This window comes from Nitrosospira sp. Is2 (genome assembly GCF_033095785.1).
Taxonomy (GTDB): Bacteria; Pseudomonadota; Gammaproteobacteria; order Burkholderiales; family Nitrosomonadaceae; genus Nitrosospira.
In genome coordinates this window covers 1,850,350-1,871,550 of sequence record NZ_CP137134.1, presented here as the reverse complement: position 1 = coordinate 1,871,550, position 21,201 = coordinate 1,850,350, and the positions used below count along the sequence as shown (strand labels likewise).

Below are 21,201 nucleotides of genomic sequence, written 5' to 3'. Positions count from 1 at the left end.
CGGACTTTTGTGTGGATAACCAGTGGATCTTGGTACAAGCTCTAAGTGGAGCATAATGGACGATACATGCGCTGTCCGTAGTGCAGCACCGATTGAATGTCAACTGTACGAGACTTGCAATGTTTAACTCATTCTGAGAGATGACAGCAGAACGCAAGGCGAGCGTATCTTTAGCTTTCAAGACCGCCAAAACTGAAACGTAGCGCAGCTTTATCAAGCTCCGTTAATGTGCGTGCCGCGAATTTCTGGAGGCTTCCTGATCGTAGGTTGTCAACCTCGCTCCGGTGGGAGCGATAATGGTTGCGATCAAGCGGGCCGGAATCGTCTTGCTGGGATTTTCCATGTACGAATGGATGCTTCCGGGCGGCTCATTCCAGCTTTCTCCGGCGCTATACTCGATCACTTCCCCATTGTTGAGCTGAGAGCGGACCGTGCCTTCGAGCACATGCACGAACACGACGCCTGCATGGCGATGGCTGGTGGTGCTGGCTTGGGGTGTCAGGTACACCATGAAAGCGGTCAGGGTCTGCTTTGGATCGTCCGGCAGGACCTGCGCGGTGACGGGCATGAGCGTGATTCCCACCGATTTTACATCGTTTGCACCGGAACGCGCTTCGTCTGCCTCCGCTATTCCCGCAACCGACAGTAAACCCGCCGTTATCGATGCTGCAAGCAGCCTGACATACAATATGATTTTGGATTTGACCAACTTGAATTTCATCAACCCTCCCCCTCGACAGTTTTCATATTAACGAAGCCGCAAGCAAGGCTAAAGCGTCGCCTCAAGCGTGAATAACTCGGCGGTTAAAGCATTTTTTAGTTTATCATGACTGAAAGAACCTCTGAACAAGACTATAACGCGTATATGCCGGAAAAATAATCGATAGAATGGGACAAAGGCGCCAGGAGACAGCCTGGCACGGCTGCTCGATGAAGCGCCCGATAGCCCTAGGTCGGTCCTCGCATAAGCTTCCCTGCTAGAAAGGGAATTATTTCCGATGAATTCCTTGATCTGCCATCGTAGACCATTATCGAGAGGCTGTACCCACTCCGGTGTTTCTATGATGGTATGCCTATTACTTTTGAAAGCGCGCTCTCACTGCTGCAAACCGACCACTGCTGCAAACCGACTCCAATTTCCGTGAAAAATTAACTCAATGCTTCATTGACAGCGAATACGAAACCTTCCGATGGGAGACTCCGCCCATTACACGGAATCGACTTGAGCGGCCATTCGAATTCGTTCTGACTAATAGCGGTCCCTCAAAGGCAAGGGCGTAACCAGAGGTATTTGCTTCCTTCTTTGTAGGCATTGATCCACCACCCAGCGTTCTTGCCTTTCCTAACCTAGGCAAGACTGCGATGCTCGTGGTTCCCCGGCAGATTTCCCCCCCTGCTGTGTATTCTCATCTTGCAGCGTTTTTAAGGAATGCGCCACCGGCACAGATTCACGAGCTCTGGCAATGCGTGGCCACAACCGCCAGGCAGAGTCTCTCGGACCGCCGGCGGGAGGGGTGGTGGCATGGTTGCACGTTCGGATCGAAGGCTCGCCGAAGTATTATTCATACGAGCCGTACACGGAAGGAGCCAAGACGTTTACGCGGCCGCGTTCTTTGTGGAAAGAGGACGCTGCCCTGACCTCCGACTTTGAAGACCCGATGGTCGAAGAGCGACTATCCGGCTATGACTATAAAACCGCGATGTCTGTTGCCAACTTCGAAGAGCGTATCGATATTTGCCCGAATGATCCGCGAGCCTACTACCATATGGGTTGGTGGTGGCACGCGATGAAACAGTATGCGAAAGCGATGGTGCACTATGATCACGCAATCTCCCTGGAACCCGCGTATTCCCAGGCACTACGGGACCGCGCCAGTCTGCAGGCCGGGTGTCCCGAGCCGGAGTACAGGAATGGCACTGCCGCATTGAAGGACGCGCGCATGGTTGACGTCAAGTGTCAGACCCATAGCAAGTCAACTTTGGGACAGAACATGAAATCTGGCCAAATGCAGTGCTGAGCCTTCCATCTGAAGCGGTGATCCGACGAGCTCGGGGCTCCGATCATACGACGGTCACGCTCACCCTTGCGGCAGCATTTGATAAAGATCCCGTCACGAGCTTCTGCGTTCGCGCCGATGCGCGCCACTGGTGGGCCATGCATGTCGCTTTCAAGCGAGCGCTGGATTTATTTCAACCGTACGATCTGACCTTTGTCGCAAATGATGGGCAGGGCGCCGCTCTCTGGGCTCGTCATGACCAATGGCAACTCACGTTTTGGCAAGAATGGTGGCTCATCCCACTTTATTTGCGGGTTTGTGGCATCGATCGCTTCATGCGTCTTGATCGCGGATTCGACTCAATGAAATCACACCACCCAACTGAGCCACATTATTATCTCTACTTGCTCGGTGTGCATCCCGACCACCAGTTACAAGGCTTGGGATCTGCTCTGCTTTGCACCATGCTCGAGCGGTGTGATCGCGAGCACATGCCGGCCTACCTTGAAGCATCCAGCCCCCGGAATATTCCCTTCTACCGGAGGCATGGATTTCAGGTAATTGAGGAATTTACGTTCGGACCGGGCGGCCCCCCTCTTGCAGCCATGTGGCGGAGCCCCAGCTGAGCGGCTAAGATGCTCACCGGCCTAACCCATCGCGGCTTGAGCGCGCAACTGAGCAATTCTCTCCGCACTCAGTGTTGACTTCCTGTCCTTGTAGACTGTTCTTTTCACTATCGCAATGCCTTCCCGCTGCCCTTATTTATCATGAGAGACCACTCCACACAGCCAATCCGCGTTTGGCATCGTAAACATCAACGTAGAGCTAGCGTATTATCATCGAGCTGGCACTCATCACCCAAATGTACCGCATTCTTTGACTGGTCATGGCTCTTTCCATGAATAACTGTCCGGAAGCGTTTGTAACTGTGCCTATGACCGTCAACTAATAATAGTATTGAGCCTAAATATACATAAACGGGGCTGGAAAGTGTCAGATAGATTGTAAGGATGGTGTGTACCCTAATTTGACTCCAGGCTCGACGAATTTCATGGCCTGCCGCAAGAAATTGCTTAGTCAGGTATAGAAAAGCGCCGGAAATTCCTTCCGACGCTTTTCATCTTCCAAGCCTAAATCCGAAGCCCGTCCGCCTCGTTTTACCCCGAGGCTCACGCAATATCTTCCCCCTCTCCGTACCAAATGTGTTGGGAACGGACCTGCCAGTGGGTCAGACTGCGCCCATCTTCTTCCGGCGCTGGACGACCGCACCCATGAGCCCCAGCCCGGCCAAGAGCATTGCATATGACTCGGGCTCGGGCACTGCTACAACAGCCCCATGGGCGGACGCGTTGAAACCGACGCTGAGTGACCCCGTTCCGGCATCGCTGGCGACGATACCGAATACCAAATTTCCGGCTCGCGAGGTTGAAGACAAGTCTCCATAACTATCTATGGAGAATGAAGCACTGGAACTGGAGTTTGAGGACCCCCCGTTTGTAGAACTGTAGAAGTTTGCACTTCCGTTTACGAAGGCAGTATCAGAATAGCAGCAAACAGAAGTCATTCCTGTCAGGCTGATGGTGTAAGGAACGCTGAAAGTTAACATGCCGGGACCGTCAAAAGAGAATCCCACCGACCGAGTCCCCGACGAGCTTACGACACTTCCTGTTTCCACAGCACTGGCCGTTCCGGAAAAGATCTCAGAAGAGGCAAGGCCATTTGCAAGCGAAGCTCCCGCACTAGTATTTGTATGCGCAGTGCTCGTCCAGTCATTTCGCGTGACCGAGTGGCTCTCGTTTCCCCCTGCAGAGGTGCTGGAAGAGCTAAGCGAGGTGTTGTAATTGGAAAAAACAACCGTTGGCACCGTAGCGGTAACGCCCGTAACCGAAAGTTGCAGTTTGCTCCAATCAATCGTGGCGGTGGCAGAAACCGGGGTTAGGTTCTCTACAGCTTGCGCGGCCTGGCTTAACCCTAACCCGAGTGAGCCCAGAGCTACTCCCAAACCTTGACTAAACTTATTCATATACATCTTCCTCTATTTGTATTGTTGTCTCAGCACATGCTGAGCCGCCACACTAGAGGATTATTTGGGGAGAGAACCCAAGTAGAGACGGGGTTTTGCTATGTTGTTTTAGGTAAACAAATAGGAGTCGAAGTCTTATATTTTTTGTTTTTACTTTGAAGCCGGGGATTAGTCCTTATGCCGGACGTGTCTGTAGCTCGGTCCCGTAAGATCAGATATTCACCAAGGGGTCCCGATGACTTAGGTACCCTCCCCTCTTACCTTTCCCAAATTTTGCAAAAAAATTTTTGTGCGATGTTAGGCAGAGGGACTAGGCGATCTGAAGATACGTCGTCAGACATTGCTTCATTCTCGCGGCAATAGTCTCCAGGGTAACGCTGGAGTGACGGATACTACTGGACGATTAGTGGGGATTCTTTGCGCAGGAATGCCTCTAGAAAGGGCTCACGGAAGTTACTTCTGGCAATGCCTCTAGGGCTAGCTGTACGGAGGCTCAGACGCGCTTTTGACGTTTGGGAATACCCTAGCCAAGATGGAGAATCAAATCGCTTCGACAGTGACTTATTGATTAGTTTTTAAGCACCCTCTCCCCTTGCTTCACCCTCGTCGACAGGGGGGTATTGTTGGGCAGGACCGGTAGGCACTAAGGTATCCATTGCTAGGCGTCCAGTCTGCAAGGGGGAAAGGGAGTGTCTCCGGTTTCGATTCACACTCCCCCGTTAAATTAAGCACCCCTACCCTTGTACTTCAATTAAAACTAGGTTGGGTTCGGATTACGCACATTTCCTTACGCGGCGCGCCCTCCAACCAAGAAGACTTAGTCCTGCCAGCATCATAGCCCAAGTTTCCGGCTCTGGAACCACCGGAAGCACCGGAAGAAAGGTTCCAGCTTCTTGCGTGTAGTATCGAAATTGGACACTGCCGTGGTCTATAAATGCCGTATCCGCCCCATTAAACGTGAAGCTGCCACTATAAGGCTGTCCGTCGAAGGTAACCACGTTTGGGAGGCTAACAGACGAGGCGGGATTACTACTGATGCTAACCGTTGCGTCTTCTTGGGAGAACGGGAAGACATTTGGAGGCGTAGGCAGGTTCGTACTTTTATCCACCGTAAGAAAGGTGCTGCTGTCGCCGCCATACAAAGTGTAGTTTAGGGTCCAGGCGGAAATTTGACCGCTCGCATCGGTTGTCACTTGCCCGTCCACTGCGCTGTAGTGATCGTACTTCACGGCGTCTGCAGAAGACCCTGCCACGTAGTTGTTTATATCATTCGATATAGGGACTATAGAACCGCCAGCCCAATAGCCCTCCACTCCCCCCTTAGTTGCGCCGAGGAGATTAAACCCACCGCTTTCCAAATGGATTGGAGTGGTGGAATTTGGCGCAAGAGGCGACGTGAAGCTTAGGTAAGCAGTTATTGGCGACCCGATATAGATCGGGGGGCTAGCCAAAGGGCTATTAGGGGATTGCAGCAAGCCGGATGTGGTTTGGACCTCATTTTTCCCCGAATTTTGTAACTCCCCTAGGTAAACGGGGGCGCTTGTAAAATTGTAGGTAGTGCTAGCCTGCGCGGAAAGAGAACCGATCAATGTTCCAACTATCACCAAGAACGTCCGACAGGTATTATTAGAAATATTAGTCAAGCTCATATCACCTACTCCTGAAAAGGAACAACGTTGTTATTGTGTGGGCAATTACTCAAATACCCGTCCCGTTTCCGGACGTTAACCTCGTCCTCAACTATTTATAGTACATTTTTTAAAGAGGGGGATATGGAAACACGGGCGAAAGTAGAAAAGCGAGGACTATGGGCAGATTCTTCTCCTACTCCCTCTTCTAAACCGCAAAAAAAAAGCAATCTGCGGAAGGTTTGAACAATCCGAAACGAACGCCAGTGCGCTCGGCGCTGATACAAGCGATCACCTAAAGTGGTTGGGCGAACGTACTCCCTCCTACAATACCGGCCCCGGTCTTTGTCCGTGGATGATTATGCTGGACAACGGCGAATTGGAATTCATTGGAATGAGATGGGGCTATCGAACGCCTAAGGAAGCGGCTGAGAAGAAGAAACCTTGGATATGTGCGCGGGTTGAGAAATCGCTAACAGGAAGTTACTTTCGGCACATGTTCCGCGAAGGAAGGGTAATTATTCCTTGTGGCGGATGGTATGAGTGGACCGTAGAGAATGGAAAGAAACAGCCGTGGTATATCAAGCGGAAAGTGAATGAACCTATTTTCATGGCTGGGCTAACGGACTTTCGGATGTACACGCACCAGACCGTTGACGTTGGCTTTGTGATTGTCACGGAAGATTCAGGGGCGGGAATGGTTGACGTGCATGACCGTAGACCTGTTGTGTTAACACCGGACGAAACTTCCGCTCGGCTTTCCGTCCCAATGCTAGAGAATCCCGAGTGGTGCGAAGAGGATATAAGGTTTGTTAAAGTAAATCTAGATTGCTCTGATCTTCAACTCAAACGGGAGTTTGATGTATGGCTAAAAGCACAGCGGGAAAAATCCGGTGCCGAAAATGTAGCATCTTTTTTCAACTCATCAGATTTAGCGGACTGGCACGACAACGCCGTATTACCCTATTTTGATATTGTCGCGATTCAGAAAATCGAAAATCAGAAAAAGCCTACCAATAACGCTATTGCTCATAAAATCTTTCCTAATGAATTTGAAGTAGACATCGTCGAAAGGACCAGAAAAGTAACTGAAAAAAAATTCAAGTATCTCTTTACCCAGGAGGTCGTATCGCAGCTTGAGTTGCAGGCACGCTCAACCGTATTAAAACCGGAATAAAAAACTTGTTATTTCATTCCGGAACGCCACTGTCCATACAGAACGCCGGAACAAATCCTCGCTGACCTCATCCCTCGTAACTAATTGAATAACCACGTATATTCCTATTACCTTGACTCATCCCGAGTACTTGGTTTTGATGGAGCTATACGTTGGATAAACAAAACACAGTTAAGCACCACTCGTTTGATCCCCTCCTTTCCACTCCCGAAGCTGCGGCTTATCTAGGCGTAACCGAAGGCACCATTTCTGTTTGGCGCTGTACCCGAAGATATCCCATTCCCTACATAAAAATAGGGCGACTGGTTAAATACCGAAAAAGCGCGTTAGACGCGTTTCTAGCCCAACGCACTGTTGGTGTGTCGACTATTCATGAAGGAGGACTGTCATGAGGGCGAAAGACTGTCCGCAATGGGATACTTGTTCTGCCGCTTATTGTCCGCTTGATCGTGCTGGCTCACACATCAAAGGCGATCCAGTCTGTTACTACTTGAGGGAATTTTATAAGAAGGACGCTAAAGCCAATTTCGAGAATGCTGAGGTAGCTCATATTTACCAAGAGTTAGAAATCTTAGCCCCAAAAGTAATTGCGGGATCGAGGCTCATACGCAAAGAAATTGAAAAGTCATCAATGACTAATTCGCGACTTGCCCGAACTGGACGAAAAAAGACCGAAGTATTTGAAACGAACTCTGGCGCTAGCGGGGCGTATGAGTCCGTAACGATGCGAGGGATAGGGAAAGGTATTGCCGATGGCCCGTATACCCCTATACACCCCCTACCGGCTGCTCAGAATGGCATTTGTGGGCCGAGATTAAGTGGAGATAGAAACCAATGTCCGTCCTGCTTGGCTTACTTCAATTCGAGTACGGCCTTTGACAAACATCGAACAGGCAAGTTTGACGGTAGCCGTCGATGTTTAAGCCCAGATGAAATGCTAGCGCAGCATTTCGGCAAAACAAGCGACGGTTTCTGGCTGGCACCTTTAAAGCCGGAAGATCGAGAACGACTCACACGCGTACGCGCTAGGTCAACATATAAGGAAGATCGGTGCCTGAGCTTGAGCCAGGAGGGGCAAATCTGAACTTGGCTATTGCGACAATTAAAACTCATTCACCTATGCCTGTTACCTTCAATTTGTTAAAGGACAACAATGCAAGAAATAACTAAAACTGCACCCGCCTTCCAGTTTTACGCGAGTGACACGATGGCTGATAAGCGGTACCGGAGCATGAGCCTTGAAGAAAGGGGCTTATTCATTTCAATTCTATGCGAGTGCTGGGTCAATCGCTCTCTCCCTTCTGATCCCCAATCCATCGGTAAGTGGCTGGGATTTGCGAAGGACTCAATTGAAGCTGCTCTAACCGAACGCGTTTTATCATTCTTCAAAACGGATAAAAGCGAGATAACAAGTCCTGAGCTTGAACGATATCGAACTAAACTTGAGGAGCAAAGAGGAAAAATGTCTCGGGGTGGCAGAAGAGGAGCAACAAACAGATGGGAAAAACGTTTAGATAGTGATAGCCCCCCTATTAACCCCCTTGATAGGGTTTCGATGGGGTCTAGAGGAGAGAAGAGTGGAAACGAAATGAATAGACGTGAAAGGAAAAGAGACGAGCCGCGATATAAGGAAGATTTAGCTGATAGCGATAACGAGCAATGGATAACCCAATATGAGAACTATAGTCAATCCACAGATGATCTGATTCCTTTCTGATTACTGACTTAACAGGAGCCGTGCCCAAACTCTAGAGTGACGGTACGCTCCTGTTTTATATTCAACTCAATAGAACCCTCCACACGCGCGTGTGCGCGAAGCGCAATTAGCCAAGTCTCGCTCATCTATGGCCTAGTGCGTCTGTGCCCAAGCAGCGATAGAGTTTTGCCAGTGGTGACATATCACCCTTTATTACGGGGCAATGTTAGATTTGACGAGTTTCAGTGTGCCAGGGGCTAAAAGTTCTATCAGGCTACTTAACCTGAAATCACCTGCTGAGTGATTCTTTGAATTTTGGCTTATGGAAGAAATAGTTAAACTTCGCTTGGGAATTCCTGCCGAGCGTTTTGCTTTGACGCCAAATAGTGATCTTATTGCTAATTTAGCAATAAATCTTCGGAAACTTTATAATTAAACTGTAGTACAAACCTCTAATGCACTATAAGAGCAAGACTTCCTCTCACCGGGGCGTTTCGCGTTTCGCCGTTCGGACAAACGTGTATGCTAACTGAACCACGATTCCGTTATGCTCGTATAACAAATAGTGATGGCAATGAACAAAATAGATTTGATGACAGCCTTCGCAAATATCACTGATCTGGTCGAACCAAGGGGGGACACTCACCCCCAAAATTGGAACCTAGATTTGCTTGAGCCGAAGGATAAGAATCGTGATAGCACGCTGGTTAGGAGTAATCAAAATCGCTGCCAAATACTAGAAGGTGATGCGTATCGTATTCTCCGGGATTTTCCCGATGAGCACTTTGCTAGTGTTGTGACGTCTCCACCTTATTGGGGCCTTCGCGATTACGGTATAGCGAGTCAGCTGGGAGCAGAAGATACGGTTGAGGAATATGTTGCTTCTCTTGTGCGTTTGTTCCGTGAGGTTCGGAGGACATTAGCCGTCGATGGCACCTTTTGGCTAAATATTGGGGATAGCTATACCTCGGGCGGAAGGACATGGCGGGGTGCCGACAGCAAGAATAAAGGGCGAGCAATGAGTTACAGAGCCGCAACGCCGGTCGGCCTCAAGCCAAAAGATTTAATTGGGGTGCCGTGGCGAGTGGCTTTCGCCCTACAGGCTGATGGTTGGTATTTACGTAGTGACATTATATGGAATAAGCCGAACTGTCAGCCTGAAAGTGTAAAAGATCGCCCAACGCGATCCCATGAATACATATTCTTGCTCACAAAATCCGAGAGATATTATTACGACCAGGATGCAATTATGGAAGCAGCGCTTAATTCGATACAAGGGAAAAAGAATAGGCGCACTGTGTGGAACATCCATACGGAGCCGTATCCAGGAAGTCACTTTGCCGTGTTTCCCCGCGCCCTTGCTCGGCTTTGCATTGCGGCAGGCTCTCGTCAAGACGGCAGAATACTCGATCCATTCTTTGGGTCTGGCACGACAGGCGTGGTTTGCAACGAACTTGGTCGCGAGTGTGTCGGTATCGAGCTAAATGCCGAGTATGCCGAGCTGGCACGTAAACGTTTATCCAAGTGCCGTTGAGCGTAATGCCCAAGTACCGTGGACCGTACATAAATCCTTTCGAAGCCCTTTAATCTGAAGTTTTCGCTCTGACCCGCCGTCAAAATATAATGAAAACTTGGATTTCCATAGCCCGGCTTTGGGTTTTGGCTACTGGCCTCCATAACCACAAGCGAACAGTTTTCCGCTTCCAACAAAAGCGCCTTGGGAATCTCAACAAGCTCATACCTTATCTCAGCCGGACTCGACCTTAAACAACGTAGGGTAAAGATGCGACTATAACTTTGCATGTGCTCTAGAAATAGGTCTCGGAGTGCGTGCAAGACCCACGGCCCTTTGCCAAGCTCCATCCATTTACTGACGTGTATAGTGTCCTCACGGATATTATGTGCTGCCTCGGTTTTGAGGCCAACGGGTATTCCCCCGATGGTGATATCGTGTTCTCTATTCGTACGGCTTTTAACTAGCTCTGCAGATATACCGGATTCCTTTAGAGCACGCTCAAAGGCATATTCAAATCGATCTTTACTCAGGGCTTGGTAACTGTTTGCATGATGGTCTTGCAAGCAATCTCCAAAATTGACCAGCACGTCTTGGCTCACAATATCCGAGTCAACCAACCGTGAAAATTTCCGGGGAATATCGAACGCAAGTGCAATCGCACTGATCCGTTTTTGTTGTCCAGGAGTTAACGTCTTTATAACGGCCATGAGGCGCTGTAGCTCTTCTTCGCTCATGCCTTGCTTTCATCATCACTACACGCATGACCCGCGCCGGGGCTTAACAGGTGAACAACACTGACACCCAAGGTACTAGCCAGCGTTTCCAAGGTCGTTAGTGTGACATTTCTCTCTTGCCGCTCAATTGAACCGATATAAGTGCGATGGAGCCCGCTTAATTCAGCCAATTTTTCTTGAGAATAGCCCTCGGCTATCCGAAAGTTTCTTACGTTTTCTGCCAGAATGTAGCGAAGAGAATGACTTGGCTGCTTAGCCATAATCCAACATTGACGAATGATTTAACGGTACAACGGGTCGTAATTGTCAAATATTGATGACGATGAGTCGACAGACTAGAAGTAGCGGCTCCTAATTTCGGCATTTTTATTAGCATGCATTAGAAACTAAGGGGTAGAGGTCGGACCCATGATTGCTGAGCAAACAATTGGACTGAAGTACACCTATGGCTGAGTATGGGTATTGGCTTCACCGTGCCATTTACCGACTAGATGCAAACAGAACGAGGACGGGGAGAATGCTTAATAATTAAGCAGTAAACCGCTCCTAGGGCGATTGCATTCCATTAGGGTAGGCTTGGGTATTGCCGGAAAAAGATCGTCGATGCCACCCCTCGGTAGCGCTAGCTGTAGAGGCATCCTTGTAGCGTAGAGTTACCCCATCTTTGCAACCCTTGTCAGTTTTAGTTATTGAGAGCAGTGAGAGCGTGTATTAGGGAGTCGTGCATCAAGCGCGTACGCAGGGGATACCTTACATGCCACCCCCATCTGCCGACCAAGCCCCCGGCCTATTTTTTAGCAGCTAAGGCGTTTTGTTCTAACCTATTTAAAGCGGCTTAGCGGGCTTTAAAGCGCGAACGTGTCTTTACCTCAACTACAGGCCTCCCCCAGGCTAGAAGCTTCCCCACCCATCTTCCTTCGCCGCGCCACAAATCCGATCAGGGCCAGGCCTGCAAGAAAGAGCGCATAGATCTCCGGTTCCGGGATGGTTCCAACGGCTACCACTTGCCCAGTATCATTGATGCCGTAGGCTGTTTGTAGAATCGCTCCAGCCGGCAGATCGACCAGCGAATTGAGATCCATCATGCCTGCCCCGTTAGGGCCGGTGATGAAAGCATGGGTGTCGCCTCCAGCCGTGTGAGAATAACCAACCACCTGCCCCGCGTCGTTGATGCCATTTGCAACACTGCTGCCAGTACCGCCCAAAGTGCCAAGGTCTCTCATGCCCATCCCATCGGGGCCGGTGATGAAAGCATGTGTATGGAAGAGGTGTCCAGTCGTGGTAGAACGACCCGCCACCTGCCCGGCGTCGTTAATGCCATGAGCACCGCTGGAAGTACCGCCCAAAGTGCCAAGGTCTCTCATGCCCATCCCATCGGGGCCGGTGATGAAAGCATGTTCAGTGCCTCCAGCCGTGTAAGACTGACCCGCCACCTGCCCGGCGTCGTTGATGCCATAAGCAATGCTGTGAGCACCGCCTAAAGTGCCAAGGTCTCTAATGCCCATCCCACCGGGGCCGGTGATGAAAGCATGGTAGTAGACCTCTCCAGCCGTGAAAGAATAACCCGCCACCTGCCCGGCGTCGTTGATGCCATTAGCAATGCTGTGAGCACCGCCTAAAGTGCCAAGGTCTCTCATGCCCATCCCATCGGGGCCGGTGATGAAAGCATGGAAGGTGCCGCCATCAACCGTGTCAGTCCAACCCGCCACGTGGCCGGCGTCGTTGATGCCCAGGGCATAGCTGTCAGTACCACTACCACCTAAGGTGCCAAGGTCTCTCATGCCCATCCCGTTAGGGCCGGTGATGAAAGCATGGTTGCCGGGTCCAGCCGTGAGAGACCAACCCACCACCCGCCCGGCGTCGTTGATGCCTAAAGCCGCGCTGTAATTACCACCTAAAGTGCCAAGTTCGGTTACTGTCTTGCTGTTGAGGTCGATGAGGTATGACTGTGGTTGTTGTTGTGCGGAGGCGCTGGTGGCGAAACCCAGACCAGCAGAAAATGCTGCAGCGAGGATAAAGCCACGGACTTTGAAGCCACGGATGATTTTCATGATGATCCTTCTCGATTTTCTCGACAAAAGAGCGGGACTGCCAAGCTGTCAAAAAGCAAGGCTCCTTCGTAAAGGATAGATTAAGGGTTTGAATTATCAAGGGGCACGAAATGCAGGATGCCTATCAGGTCGTCCAACCACCGCGCGAGCTACCCTTACCCGTAACGCGGCCTGCTGATAAAGCCCTGACAAGCTGTACCCCATCTTTGTTTATTGCTATTGCTAAAGGAAGAAGCGGAGGGAGAAGGCGCTTAAAAATTAATCAATAAGTCGCTGCTAGAGCGATTTAAATTCTTGGGGTAGGCTTGGGTATTGCCGGAAAAAGATCGTCGATGCCACCCCTCGGTAGCGCTAGCTGTAGAGGCATCCTTGTAGCGTAGAGTTACCCCATCTTTGCAACCCTTGTCAGTTTTAGTTATTGAGAGCAGTGAGAGCGTGTATTAGGGAGTCGTGCATCAAGCGCGTACGCAGGGGATACCTTAGTGCCGCCCCGCCCTGCCGGAAATAGCCCCCGGCCTCGTTTCTGCCAAGAAAAAGATTTTTACTATCGAGCCAAAAATTTTTTTGCAAATTTTGGGAAAGGTTAGTACGTGGGGTACCTACGTCATGGGGGAGGAGGTCTTTCGCAGACTAGGGATACCCCCACTACCGCCGCCCCGTCTCTCACACTATCGTGCAACGAGCCAAACACTTCTATGAAAATTCGAGGGTAGAGTTACCCCTGTGTTACCCGGAAAGCTGAAAAAGGGGTAACTTAGACGCTAAGCCTTTGTTTTTGGTGGGTCGTGAGCGATTCGAACGCTCGACCTACGGATTAAGAGTCCGCTGCTCTACCAGCTGAGCTAACGACCCGATTTGAAAGAAACCGGAAGTTTTTACTGGACAACAAAACAAAGGTCAAATCCCTGCCTCTGCGTTTCGCCCTTGGTTTAAATGCTACCACATCTGGGCCGAAATTCGAATGGAAAGGTGGTGCAAATGAGCGCCCATTCGTAATGGTTCACCTTGCTCATCGGAGCTGTTCTGCCTTCACTAACTATCGCCTGTATTTTGACCGGATGTTTGATCGATACATGTGTCCAGCATCGCCCGCATGCGGTGCCAATGCGACCCTTCCCAGAAAACGCGCTGACAGAGGTCGCAAGTGCTGAAGTGATCGAAGCGCTCGCGTACGGAAGGAGGTAAACGACTCAGCGCTTGCGCCTTCTCAATCGGGCGCAACGGAGCGTTGCAATGCAGGCATAAGGTGAAAGGCCGGACACTGCCCGCGAGATCCAGCCGGTCGAATATTTCGCATAGCTGTTGGGGGGGCTTTAATGTATGGACGAAGCAGCCGTGGGTGATCGAGCGTCGTTTGAGCAATTCCCGGTCGCGCGTGAGTACGATGCGACTGTCGCGCGCCGCGATTATTTCGATCTCGCTATCCTGAAAGTTGTTGTCGTAGAGGGTGTCAAAGCCGGCCATGCGCAACAGGTGTGCAAGCCCGCCCAAGTGAGCGTCGGCGAGAAAATGCGTTACCCGCAAGGGGTGTTCACGCACCCTCAACACGGGGGTAACGTCGATCATCTCGAACCTGGGAAAGACGGCCACGCGGTCGCCATGCTCCACTAAGCGGTCAAACCCTACCGACTCGCCATTGACCAGCACCAATTCAACCTCGGTATGAGGCACGCCCAGTGCCTCGATCATGTGCTTTGTTGTCGCTGCGCGAGCACAAGAGCAGGCGAACTCGTGCCTGCGCCGTTCTGGCGCCAGGAACTCGTTCAGCTCCTCGTAAAAACGAAACGTTGCGGTGACCATCGCAAAATATCGCACTTTTTGGCAAAGGCGCACTTTGGAGCGCTAAAGCGGGCAATTTATAAACTGCTCTTTCCGCGAACGGGTTAAGGTTGGTATTTTTTAAAGCGGATACTTGCCCGTGATAACCCATGCTTCGGTTGCAAGCCGTAGCGAAGTGCTCAAGTATTCCATACGTATACCCATCTTATCAGGGGCGGTGATGACAGCCGTCGGCGGTTTACCACACGCCGGTCGTATTAGCGCATCTATGCCGGTCCCTTGCTCCTTCAGCTTTTTGATCCTGCCTTCCAGGTCTGACTCCCAAATCCCGAAGTAGAGAATCTGCCCGGCATTTTTTTCAGAAAATATGCCGTTTCCCCCTGCCTGAATCAATTCCAGATAAGGCGGACGGGTCCTTGAATACGCAGCGACCACCTTGAGGTTTTCAGTTTGTTGCGTTAACGGATTTTCGATGCACAATACGGTATCCGTCGGCTCCGTAAATGTGACATCCAGCAAATTCGCGTAGTGCTCGATAGCTTCTTCATGATTAAGGACGAGTATTCCAATATGGTAGTAGGGGGGCTTTATCATTCCGGACTCATCGTTATGGGAATGTTGGCGGGCTCACTCACGAGGTACTGAGCGGCTGAGGTGCGGGACTCATTCCCTTCTGTTCCAAGAAATACAATCAAAGCGTAACGCTCCTCGATTAGTTGATCAGTCGGCAAGAGACTCTGAACTCAGCATTGACCCGCCGAAACTTCGTTCGCGCTTGGCCCGCCAACCCATGGGTTGTAATAAGTGTAGGCATGTTTTTCGAACGGATTGCCGCATCCCCGGTTGTCGAGGGCGTTCCATTCGCCGCCTGTAGCCCAGGCAAAAACGGAGCCGAAGGTAATATACGTCACATAAAATCCCCATTCCCCCAGGGCCGCAACCTCGCGCGTGTGATAAGCCTCGTGCCTTGCCACATCGTCGCGCACGTTTCCATTCGAGTCGAAGTTGCCGCTTTGGGTATAAACGATCGCACCCAGCGTCAACCCCCCGGTGCCCGCGCCGACTTCCACGAACAGCGCGCCGCGGCGGAAATCGACCCTCTTGCCGGAAATAGCAAGGCCCGCCACCACGAACAGACCGATGATAGTGAATACCGGCGATTTGATAAGCTTGATGGCCCAACTGAATGCCCAAGCCACCCCACTGTCGGATTCGTCCATTAGTGGGGTGAACAAGCCCAGAATCGAAACGCCAAGGGTAATTACCGCCGCCGCGATTGCAGCCGTGGCAGCGGCAACGCCTGCCCAGATCAGGATTCCATACCAGAACAGGACCGTCAGTACCCCGCCTATCGCTCCCCCGACAATCCAAAGCAACCATTCATCCCAGGTGCGCGCGCCGTTGACCCCAGCCCCTATCCCGCCAATTATGGCGCCGACGATTGCCGCGACAATGATGGCGATGACCAGCGGCGCAATCTCGCCAGTGGGGTCTGTAAAATTGACCGGGCTGCAATAAGCAAATATATAGAGGTTGGCTGCGGCAAGGAGCGGCGGGATTTTATCCTGGTTGATAAGGAGGTAGGGATCAATGGTAAGAAACCGGCCGAGCGCAGGCCGATAGTGCCTAGCGCCCAGCAGTACCAGTTCCAGCCCGTCCGAAAAGCGCCCGCCCTGAAATGTGAAGGCCGGCTGAATTACCATGGAGATGAAGAGCCTGCCATAGGGCGTATATTCGTCGTGTCCAACGAAAGCGCCAGTACGGCCATTGGACAACACGTTGACATTGCCCAGACGATCGAAATGGTGAATCAGCGGATCGCCAGCCGCCGGCACTACCGCCAGCCGGCGGTCTTCGTCAAACACTACGCGGGACGCGTTCCCGTCGTCGATCAGATATAGGCCTTCGATCTCCAACCGCATGTGCGTCTCGCCGTCCCGCGCGGTGCGTGTCAGCACGCGCCGGTCGTTGTGATCGTACACGTATTCGACGGTCGAACCATCGAGCCGGTCCACACGCATGAGGCGGTGGCGACTGTCATAATGCAGGGTACCCATTTCGGGGTCTCGCGTCAGGTTTCCCGAGGCGTCATACTCGTATTCCGGATTGGTCGAACTCAAGCGCCGCACCAGCCGGTTCGGTCCGGCACTGTCGCCCACGCCGTTCCGGTATTCAAAGCGTGTGTCGATTTCATCATTGCGCAGCAGATTGCCAACCACGTCGTATTCGTACGTGAAGTCGAACCCGGAGACGCTGCCGCTCGCATGCGTGAGCCGGTTGCGCGAATCGTACTTATAGACCTGGTTGAGCCGCACCTTTCCGGGGACCGTGGATAGGTCATCGACGCGCAGGGCCTGACCCACTGCATCCAGTTCGTATGCCAGATGCTGATAGCGATGGCCGCCGCCGGCCTGCTCTGTGCTCACTTCGTGGATCAGATAATCGCCCGGCGTATAGCGGCGCCGTGTCTCCAGACCATTGGCGAACCTGATGCGCTCGCGCAAGCCGGTCGGGCCATAGTCGATTGCATCGATATAATCGGGTATGGATTGCAACATCCCCGATGCTGAATGCTTGTAGTCGACGCTGCCGCCGTCGGGATAGACGACGCGTGTAACCTGGCGCTGCCCGTTGTACTCGAAGCGGGTCTCGAACGTGCCCGGCACCCCGTTTACGGTGCGGGTTATGGTAGTTGCCTGCCCCTCGGCGGTGTAGCTGTATGCAACACTACCGAAATCTCCGCTGACTCGCGCCAGCCGGCCTTGCAAATTGACGCCGGGGCCTGTGTCGTATTCGTAGCGCTCCAGCACAGCCTGGCTTGCGCCATCGCGCAGTTCGATAATACGGCCGCGCACGTCACGCGGCGATAACAAAACCCGCCCATCCGCGTCGGTGCGCTGCACTTCATGACTCCCGCCGTCGAATATGAAAGTGGTAGCGCCGGCATCGGCGGCCGCGATGAGGATGCGATTGCCCCACAGGTCATACACTTTTTCCATCACGGCATTACCGAGCGGGTCGGTGATACGCACCAAGCGCCGCAGCGCGTCATAATCGCGCCGCTGCTCGAAGCGGGCTGCACCGTCGCGCTCAATGATGGAGCGCACCTGGGCTCCGGCGTCCAGGACGCTTTCCCGAGTGGGCACGGTACCAGGATCGAGCGCCAGAGCGGCGGCCGCATCCGGGCCAAAGAATTCCACGCGATTGCGCCGATAGCGATGCAAGGTCCAGCGACCGTTGAAAAGCCGCTCGCGCGCCACACGGCCGCGCGTATCGTAATGCGTTTCGCTGATCACGATACCTTCCGGCGGAGAAGCGTCGTACTCAGGCTGCGAGGAAAAGTAGGCGTCCCGGACGCGCAAGCGTTTACCCTGGATCGAGTGAAGCTCCTGCTTGCCCACCGCCCAGCGCCCGCCTTCGGCCAGCAGCTTCGTCTGCGCGCGTCGGCCGCATCCATCGAGATAATCGATCTTGTGGTACCCCGGCTCGGCGTCATTCGCGTTGACGCGAACGCGCTGAATGACCGCGTTGGGCACCGAATTGCGTACGAACTCGTATTGCTCGGTTGGCAGACCGGGCAGGGCGCCGCGCTTATAGACCGCTATCGCGTTACCGAGCGCGTCGAACTCGGTTATGGTATCGAGCCCGTTAAGATCTTCGATTCGCGAAACCTGCTGGGCGATGGGATCGATTTGCACCTCGCGCGCGGCGCCGCCGTCTTCGCTGAACGATACCGGATGGATCGCGGCGGCATCCAGAATCATGCTGCGGTTCATGCCCCGCGCGTCGAAGGTTTCCACTTCGTTCCCGAAAGCATCCACGCGCGCCCGGCCGATATCGCGAATATAGATTGTGCCGAACTCGGGATCGGTCTCAATGCGATACAGGCTCGCCAGTAGCGCGGGCGGCGCACCCGCGTAAGCCGCATCGATCTCGCGCTGGGTAAGCGCGACTTCGCTCTGGCGCACTTTGAAACCATTTTCCACCTGGCCCAGCGGCAGACCCACGAATGATTCGCCGTCGTAGTGAAAGCGGATTTCCTTCAATAGCGCGCCATTCCCGTCGAGCTTGCGCATGCGTGCGCGGAAATTGGTAAGGCCGTGCACCGGGTGAACGGCATAGCTGGTTTCAATCCGGAGCTGGTCCACCTGTTCGGCGTCGCTACTGTTCCTCCACACACTATGCCGCGTCTCGCTCAAGGTATTGCCGACCGGGTCGAAGGTGAAATCGGCCTGCTCGCTCTCGTAGGCCGTCCCCAGATGCAGGCGCTCGCTTCTACGCTGGGTTTCCAGCGCCAGATGCGCTGGTACATCCGATGTTGTTCCAGCCACCTGAACGGCGGTCCACACTGAATGCTCGAACTGCAGCAAATCGCCGCTGATGGGGTCCAAGGTTTCGGTACGATGGGGCTGGCCGCGGCCGGCAGTAAATGCCGGGTCGAGCGCGGTAGTGTGGCGGGTGTGATAATAAAGCCGTTGCCTGACGGGCTGCTCTTGCGGACCATTCGTGCGGGTGGAATCGACCTCGGCAAAACCCAGGTACTCGCGCGCGATGCCGTCAAAATGGCCGTCGTGATAGCGGAATTCGCTGACCGATAATTCACCTGTCACCTGGTCATGCAGGCGCAACTGCTTGACCACGGGCACTACGAACGGCAGATATCCGGTCCAGCGCCGGCCTTCGGTCAAGTCGCGGGTGCGCTCGAACGCCGAGGTGCTGTATTGCACTTCAGTGACCAATCCGCTGCCGTTGTCGATGCCCGCCAACAGATGCGGCTTGACTCCGTCGAGCAGATCGAGAAACCAGTACTGCGCGCGCCCGCCCTGCCCGGCTAGCGAAGTAAACAGCAACCCCGCGGTGCCCGAACCTTTCATGTCGGCCAGCAGCACGCGGTCGAAACCGGCACGCGGTGTGCGCGCGAGCACAATGGGTTCGGAATAGCCTTCTCCTGCACGGTTCAAATATACGCGCACTTCCGAATTGCCCACCACGATCAGATCAGCTGCGCCGTCGCTGTTGACGTCGGCAATAAATATATCGCGTTCGATGAGTGCCCCGCCGAAGTCGGGGGTGTCCGCCATGGTGCGCACCGCACCCCATTTACCATTGCCAAGATATGGCCAGTACTGGATCTGCCGCGACTGCAACAGCACGACATCGCTTTGTCCGTCGCCGTTCATGTCGGCAAGACGCACACGCCGGCTCAGCCCCGCAAGGCTCGGCAATCCGCTATCAGCAAGCACCACCGGGGCGCTCCATGAGTCTCCCCGCCGGTTGAAGAAGGCAATCGGCGTGCCGTTGCGGAAGGTCAGGAAATCACTGACGCGGTCGCCGTCGAGATCAAGCAGGTGGCCATCATCTTCGGTCAGGTCGAAGCTCGGTGCCAGCGGCACATTCCTTTTGCGGATAAAGCCTTCCCCCGGACGATTGGGATAATAACCGCCGCCATGATCGCGACCGACAACCAGATCGGCATTGCCGCGCCCTTCCATGTCCGCAAAACGGACGCCCGGATCGGATAGCGCGATCCCCGCCGGCAGGGAACGCAACGGCTGTGGGGGTCCCCACGTCAAGTCGCCGCGGTTTTCCCAATACGTGCCGCCTTGCGCGTCGAGTCGCAATGCGGAAGGCAGGGCGGTCCCACCCAGATCGACCAGCGTAACATCCTCGCCCAGCGGCGGCGGCGGCACCACCGTGCTGCGGAAGCGTTCGATACGGCGGGCCTGCGGGCTGAAGGTGGTATAGGCGAAGGTGAGCGGCGGTAGAGCCGCGGTTTCGATGGCACCGTTGCGACGTCTCAGACCAGTGAGTTCGACCCGCCTCAGCAGAGAGGCGCGGGTGTATGCCGCGCTCTCGTATTCAAAGGCGACAACCCGCGTCAGCGTGTCGGGCAAGCGGTCCTGGTGCAGTTCGATGCGCACGCATCGCTGGCTGGTGCGTATTTCGAAACCGGCGTCGAATTGCGACCAGGGATCGGGCCGGTTTTGATAGATGAATTCCAGGCGGAATACGCTCCAGCGGATAGTGCGAGGATAAAGCTGGTTCCCGTCCCGCAGGTACTCGATGTTGATCTCGCGTCCACCGGGAAACACCATGCGTTCGACATGCCACCGCTGTGTCCGCAGCAAGTCCCCGCCGCTGACCTCCACCCGCGAGGCGGCTGAGCTGCCGAAATGCAGATCGACCAGTGCGAGGGTGCGGCTGTGCCATGCGTTTCCGTTCAGCGCAAAGCGCTGCAACTGCTGAGATACGGAAGGCACGAAATCGCCGGCATCGGTTTTAACCAGCGGCATTGCGCCGCCCAGGCTGTATTCCGGTTCGCCCTCCGCCATGAAGGCGCGCGGCCTGCGCCGCTCGATAAAGGGAAGCGACAAGGACCAGCCGAGCCCGAAAATACCATTGCCGGCACCGGTGTCGTAGACCAGCTCCAGTTGAGGCGCAAGTCCGCTGGGCCCGGAGGGCAACTCAATCGGAATCTTGTAGCTGCCGCCCCCCATCGCCAGGTTCGGCTGGAATGAATCGCCCAGCGAGCGCACCGCCGCCGCGCCGCCGAAGCGCGCGCGGCTGTTTTCGCCGACACCACTTTCCTTTGCCATCGCC

The 21,201-nt window shown here is 53.6% G+C and carries 15 protein-coding genes, 1 tRNA gene and 2 pseudogenes; 7 read left to right on the top strand and 11 right to left on the bottom strand.

Features of this window, described 5'->3' with window-relative positions; all coding sequences use genetic code 11:
• Window positions 1-223: 223 nt before the first annotated feature.
• Entirely contained in the window at window positions 224-721 is a 498-nt protein-coding gene (locus R5L00_RS08245; protein ID WP_317650581.1) for a cupin domain-containing protein, read from the bottom strand.
• 395 nt (window positions 722-1,116) lie between these two features.
• Here R5L00_RS08245 and R5L00_RS15885 point away from each other — a divergent pair.
• A pseudogene (locus R5L00_RS15885) lies at window positions 1,117-2,018 on the top strand (tetratricopeptide repeat protein).
• The gene (locus R5L00_RS08235; protein ID WP_107694966.1) at window positions 2,012-2,623 is read left to right on the top strand and encodes a GNAT family N-acetyltransferase; all 612 of its coding nucleotides are present in this window, start codon (window positions 2,012-2,014) and stop codon (window positions 2,621-2,623) included. Before R5L00_RS15885 ends, R5L00_RS08235 begins: the two are co-directional and overlap by 7 nt.
• Window positions 2,624-3,225: 602 nt before the next feature.
• Here the strand turns inward: R5L00_RS08235 and R5L00_RS08230 are convergent.
• Window positions 3,226-3,432: a PEP-CTERM sorting domain-containing protein gene (locus tag R5L00_RS08230; protein WP_317650577.1), complete on the bottom strand. Its 207-nt coding sequence runs from the start codon at window positions 3,430-3,432 to the stop codon at window positions 3,226-3,228.
• A gap of 169 nt (window positions 3,433-3,601) precedes the next feature.
• On the opposite strand from R5L00_RS08230, the gene R5L00_RS08225 reads away from it, so the two are divergent.
• Window positions 3,602-3,838: a hypothetical protein gene (locus R5L00_RS08225; RefSeq protein WP_317650575.1), complete on the top strand. Its 237-nt coding sequence runs from the start codon at window positions 3,602-3,604 to the stop codon at window positions 3,836-3,838.
• Between the two features lie 955 nt (window positions 3,839-4,793).
• Here R5L00_RS08225 and R5L00_RS08220 read toward each other — a convergent pair.
• Entirely contained in the window at window positions 4,794-4,853 is a 60-nt protein-coding gene (locus R5L00_RS08220) for a hypothetical protein (protein ID WP_317654149.1), read from the bottom strand.
• A gap of 982 nt (window positions 4,854-5,835) precedes the next feature.
• Here R5L00_RS08220 and R5L00_RS08215 point away from each other — a divergent pair.
• From R5L00_RS08215 to R5L00_RS08200, 4 genes are all read left to right on the top strand, one after another.
• Window positions 5,836-6,825 carry a DUF6387 family protein gene (locus tag R5L00_RS08215; protein ID WP_317654147.1) on the top strand — a complete coding sequence of 330 codons (990 nt, stop codon included), beginning with the start codon at window positions 5,836-5,838 and terminating at the stop codon, window positions 6,823-6,825.
• 152 nt (window positions 6,826-6,977) lie between these two features.
• Window positions 6,978-7,217 carry a helix-turn-helix domain-containing protein gene (locus tag R5L00_RS08210; RefSeq protein ID WP_317650573.1) on the top strand — a complete coding sequence of 80 codons (240 nt, stop codon included), beginning with the start codon at window positions 6,978-6,980 and terminating at the stop codon, window positions 7,215-7,217.
• 839 nt (window positions 7,218-8,056) lie between these two features.
• Window positions 8,057-8,542 carry a hypothetical protein gene (locus tag R5L00_RS08205; RefSeq protein ID WP_317650570.1) on the top strand — a complete coding sequence of 162 codons (486 nt, stop codon included), beginning with the start codon at window positions 8,057-8,059 and terminating at the stop codon, window positions 8,540-8,542.
• Between the two features lie 553 nt (window positions 8,543-9,095).
• Entirely contained in the window at window positions 9,096-10,055 is a 960-nt protein-coding gene (locus R5L00_RS08200) for a site-specific DNA-methyltransferase (RefSeq protein WP_317650568.1), read from the top strand.
• Here the strand turns inward: R5L00_RS08200 and R5L00_RS15880 are convergent.
• The 8 genes and pseudogenes from R5L00_RS15880 to R5L00_RS08170 form a co-directional block, all read right to left on the bottom strand.
• Window positions 10,038-10,109: a hypothetical protein gene (locus R5L00_RS15880; RefSeq protein WP_411555615.1), complete on the bottom strand. Its 72-nt coding sequence runs from the start codon at window positions 10,107-10,109 to the stop codon at window positions 10,038-10,040. The genes R5L00_RS08200 and R5L00_RS15880 overlap by 18 nt on opposite strands.
• Window positions 10,110-10,219: 110 nt before the next feature.
• Window positions 10,220-10,744, bottom strand: a pseudogene (locus tag R5L00_RS15875) (hypothetical protein); the annotation flags it as partial.
• A 23-nt stretch (window positions 10,745-10,767) separates the two neighbouring features.
• Complete coding sequence (locus R5L00_RS08195; RefSeq protein ID WP_317650566.1) at window positions 10,768-11,031, bottom strand: helix-turn-helix transcriptional regulator; 264 nt, start codon at window positions 11,029-11,031, stop codon at window positions 10,768-10,770.
• A 609-nt stretch (window positions 11,032-11,640) separates the two neighbouring features.
• Window positions 11,641-12,822: a PEP-CTERM sorting domain-containing protein gene (locus tag R5L00_RS08190; protein WP_317650564.1), complete on the bottom strand. Its 1,182-nt coding sequence runs from the start codon at window positions 12,820-12,822 to the stop codon at window positions 11,641-11,643.
• Between the two features lie 776 nt (window positions 12,823-13,598).
• Window positions 13,599-13,674 (bottom strand) — tRNA-Lys (locus R5L00_RS08185).
• 180 nt (window positions 13,675-13,854) lie between these two features.
• Window positions 13,855-14,622, bottom strand: coding sequence for a Mut7-C RNAse domain-containing protein (locus tag R5L00_RS08180; protein WP_317650563.1), 768 nt, complete (start codon window positions 14,620-14,622; stop codon window positions 13,855-13,857).
• Between the two features lie 99 nt (window positions 14,623-14,721).
• Window positions 14,722-15,195 (bottom strand): VOC family protein, encoded by a 474-nt coding sequence (locus R5L00_RS08175; RefSeq protein WP_317650562.1) that lies wholly within the window; start codon window positions 15,193-15,195, stop codon window positions 14,722-14,724.
• Between the two features lie 149 nt (window positions 15,196-15,344).
• Window positions 15,345-21,197 (bottom strand): toxin TcdB middle/N-terminal domain-containing protein, encoded by a 5,853-nt coding sequence (locus R5L00_RS08170; RefSeq protein ID WP_317650561.1) that lies wholly within the window; start codon window positions 21,195-21,197, stop codon window positions 15,345-15,347.
• Window positions 21,198-21,201: the final 4 nt, after the last annotated feature.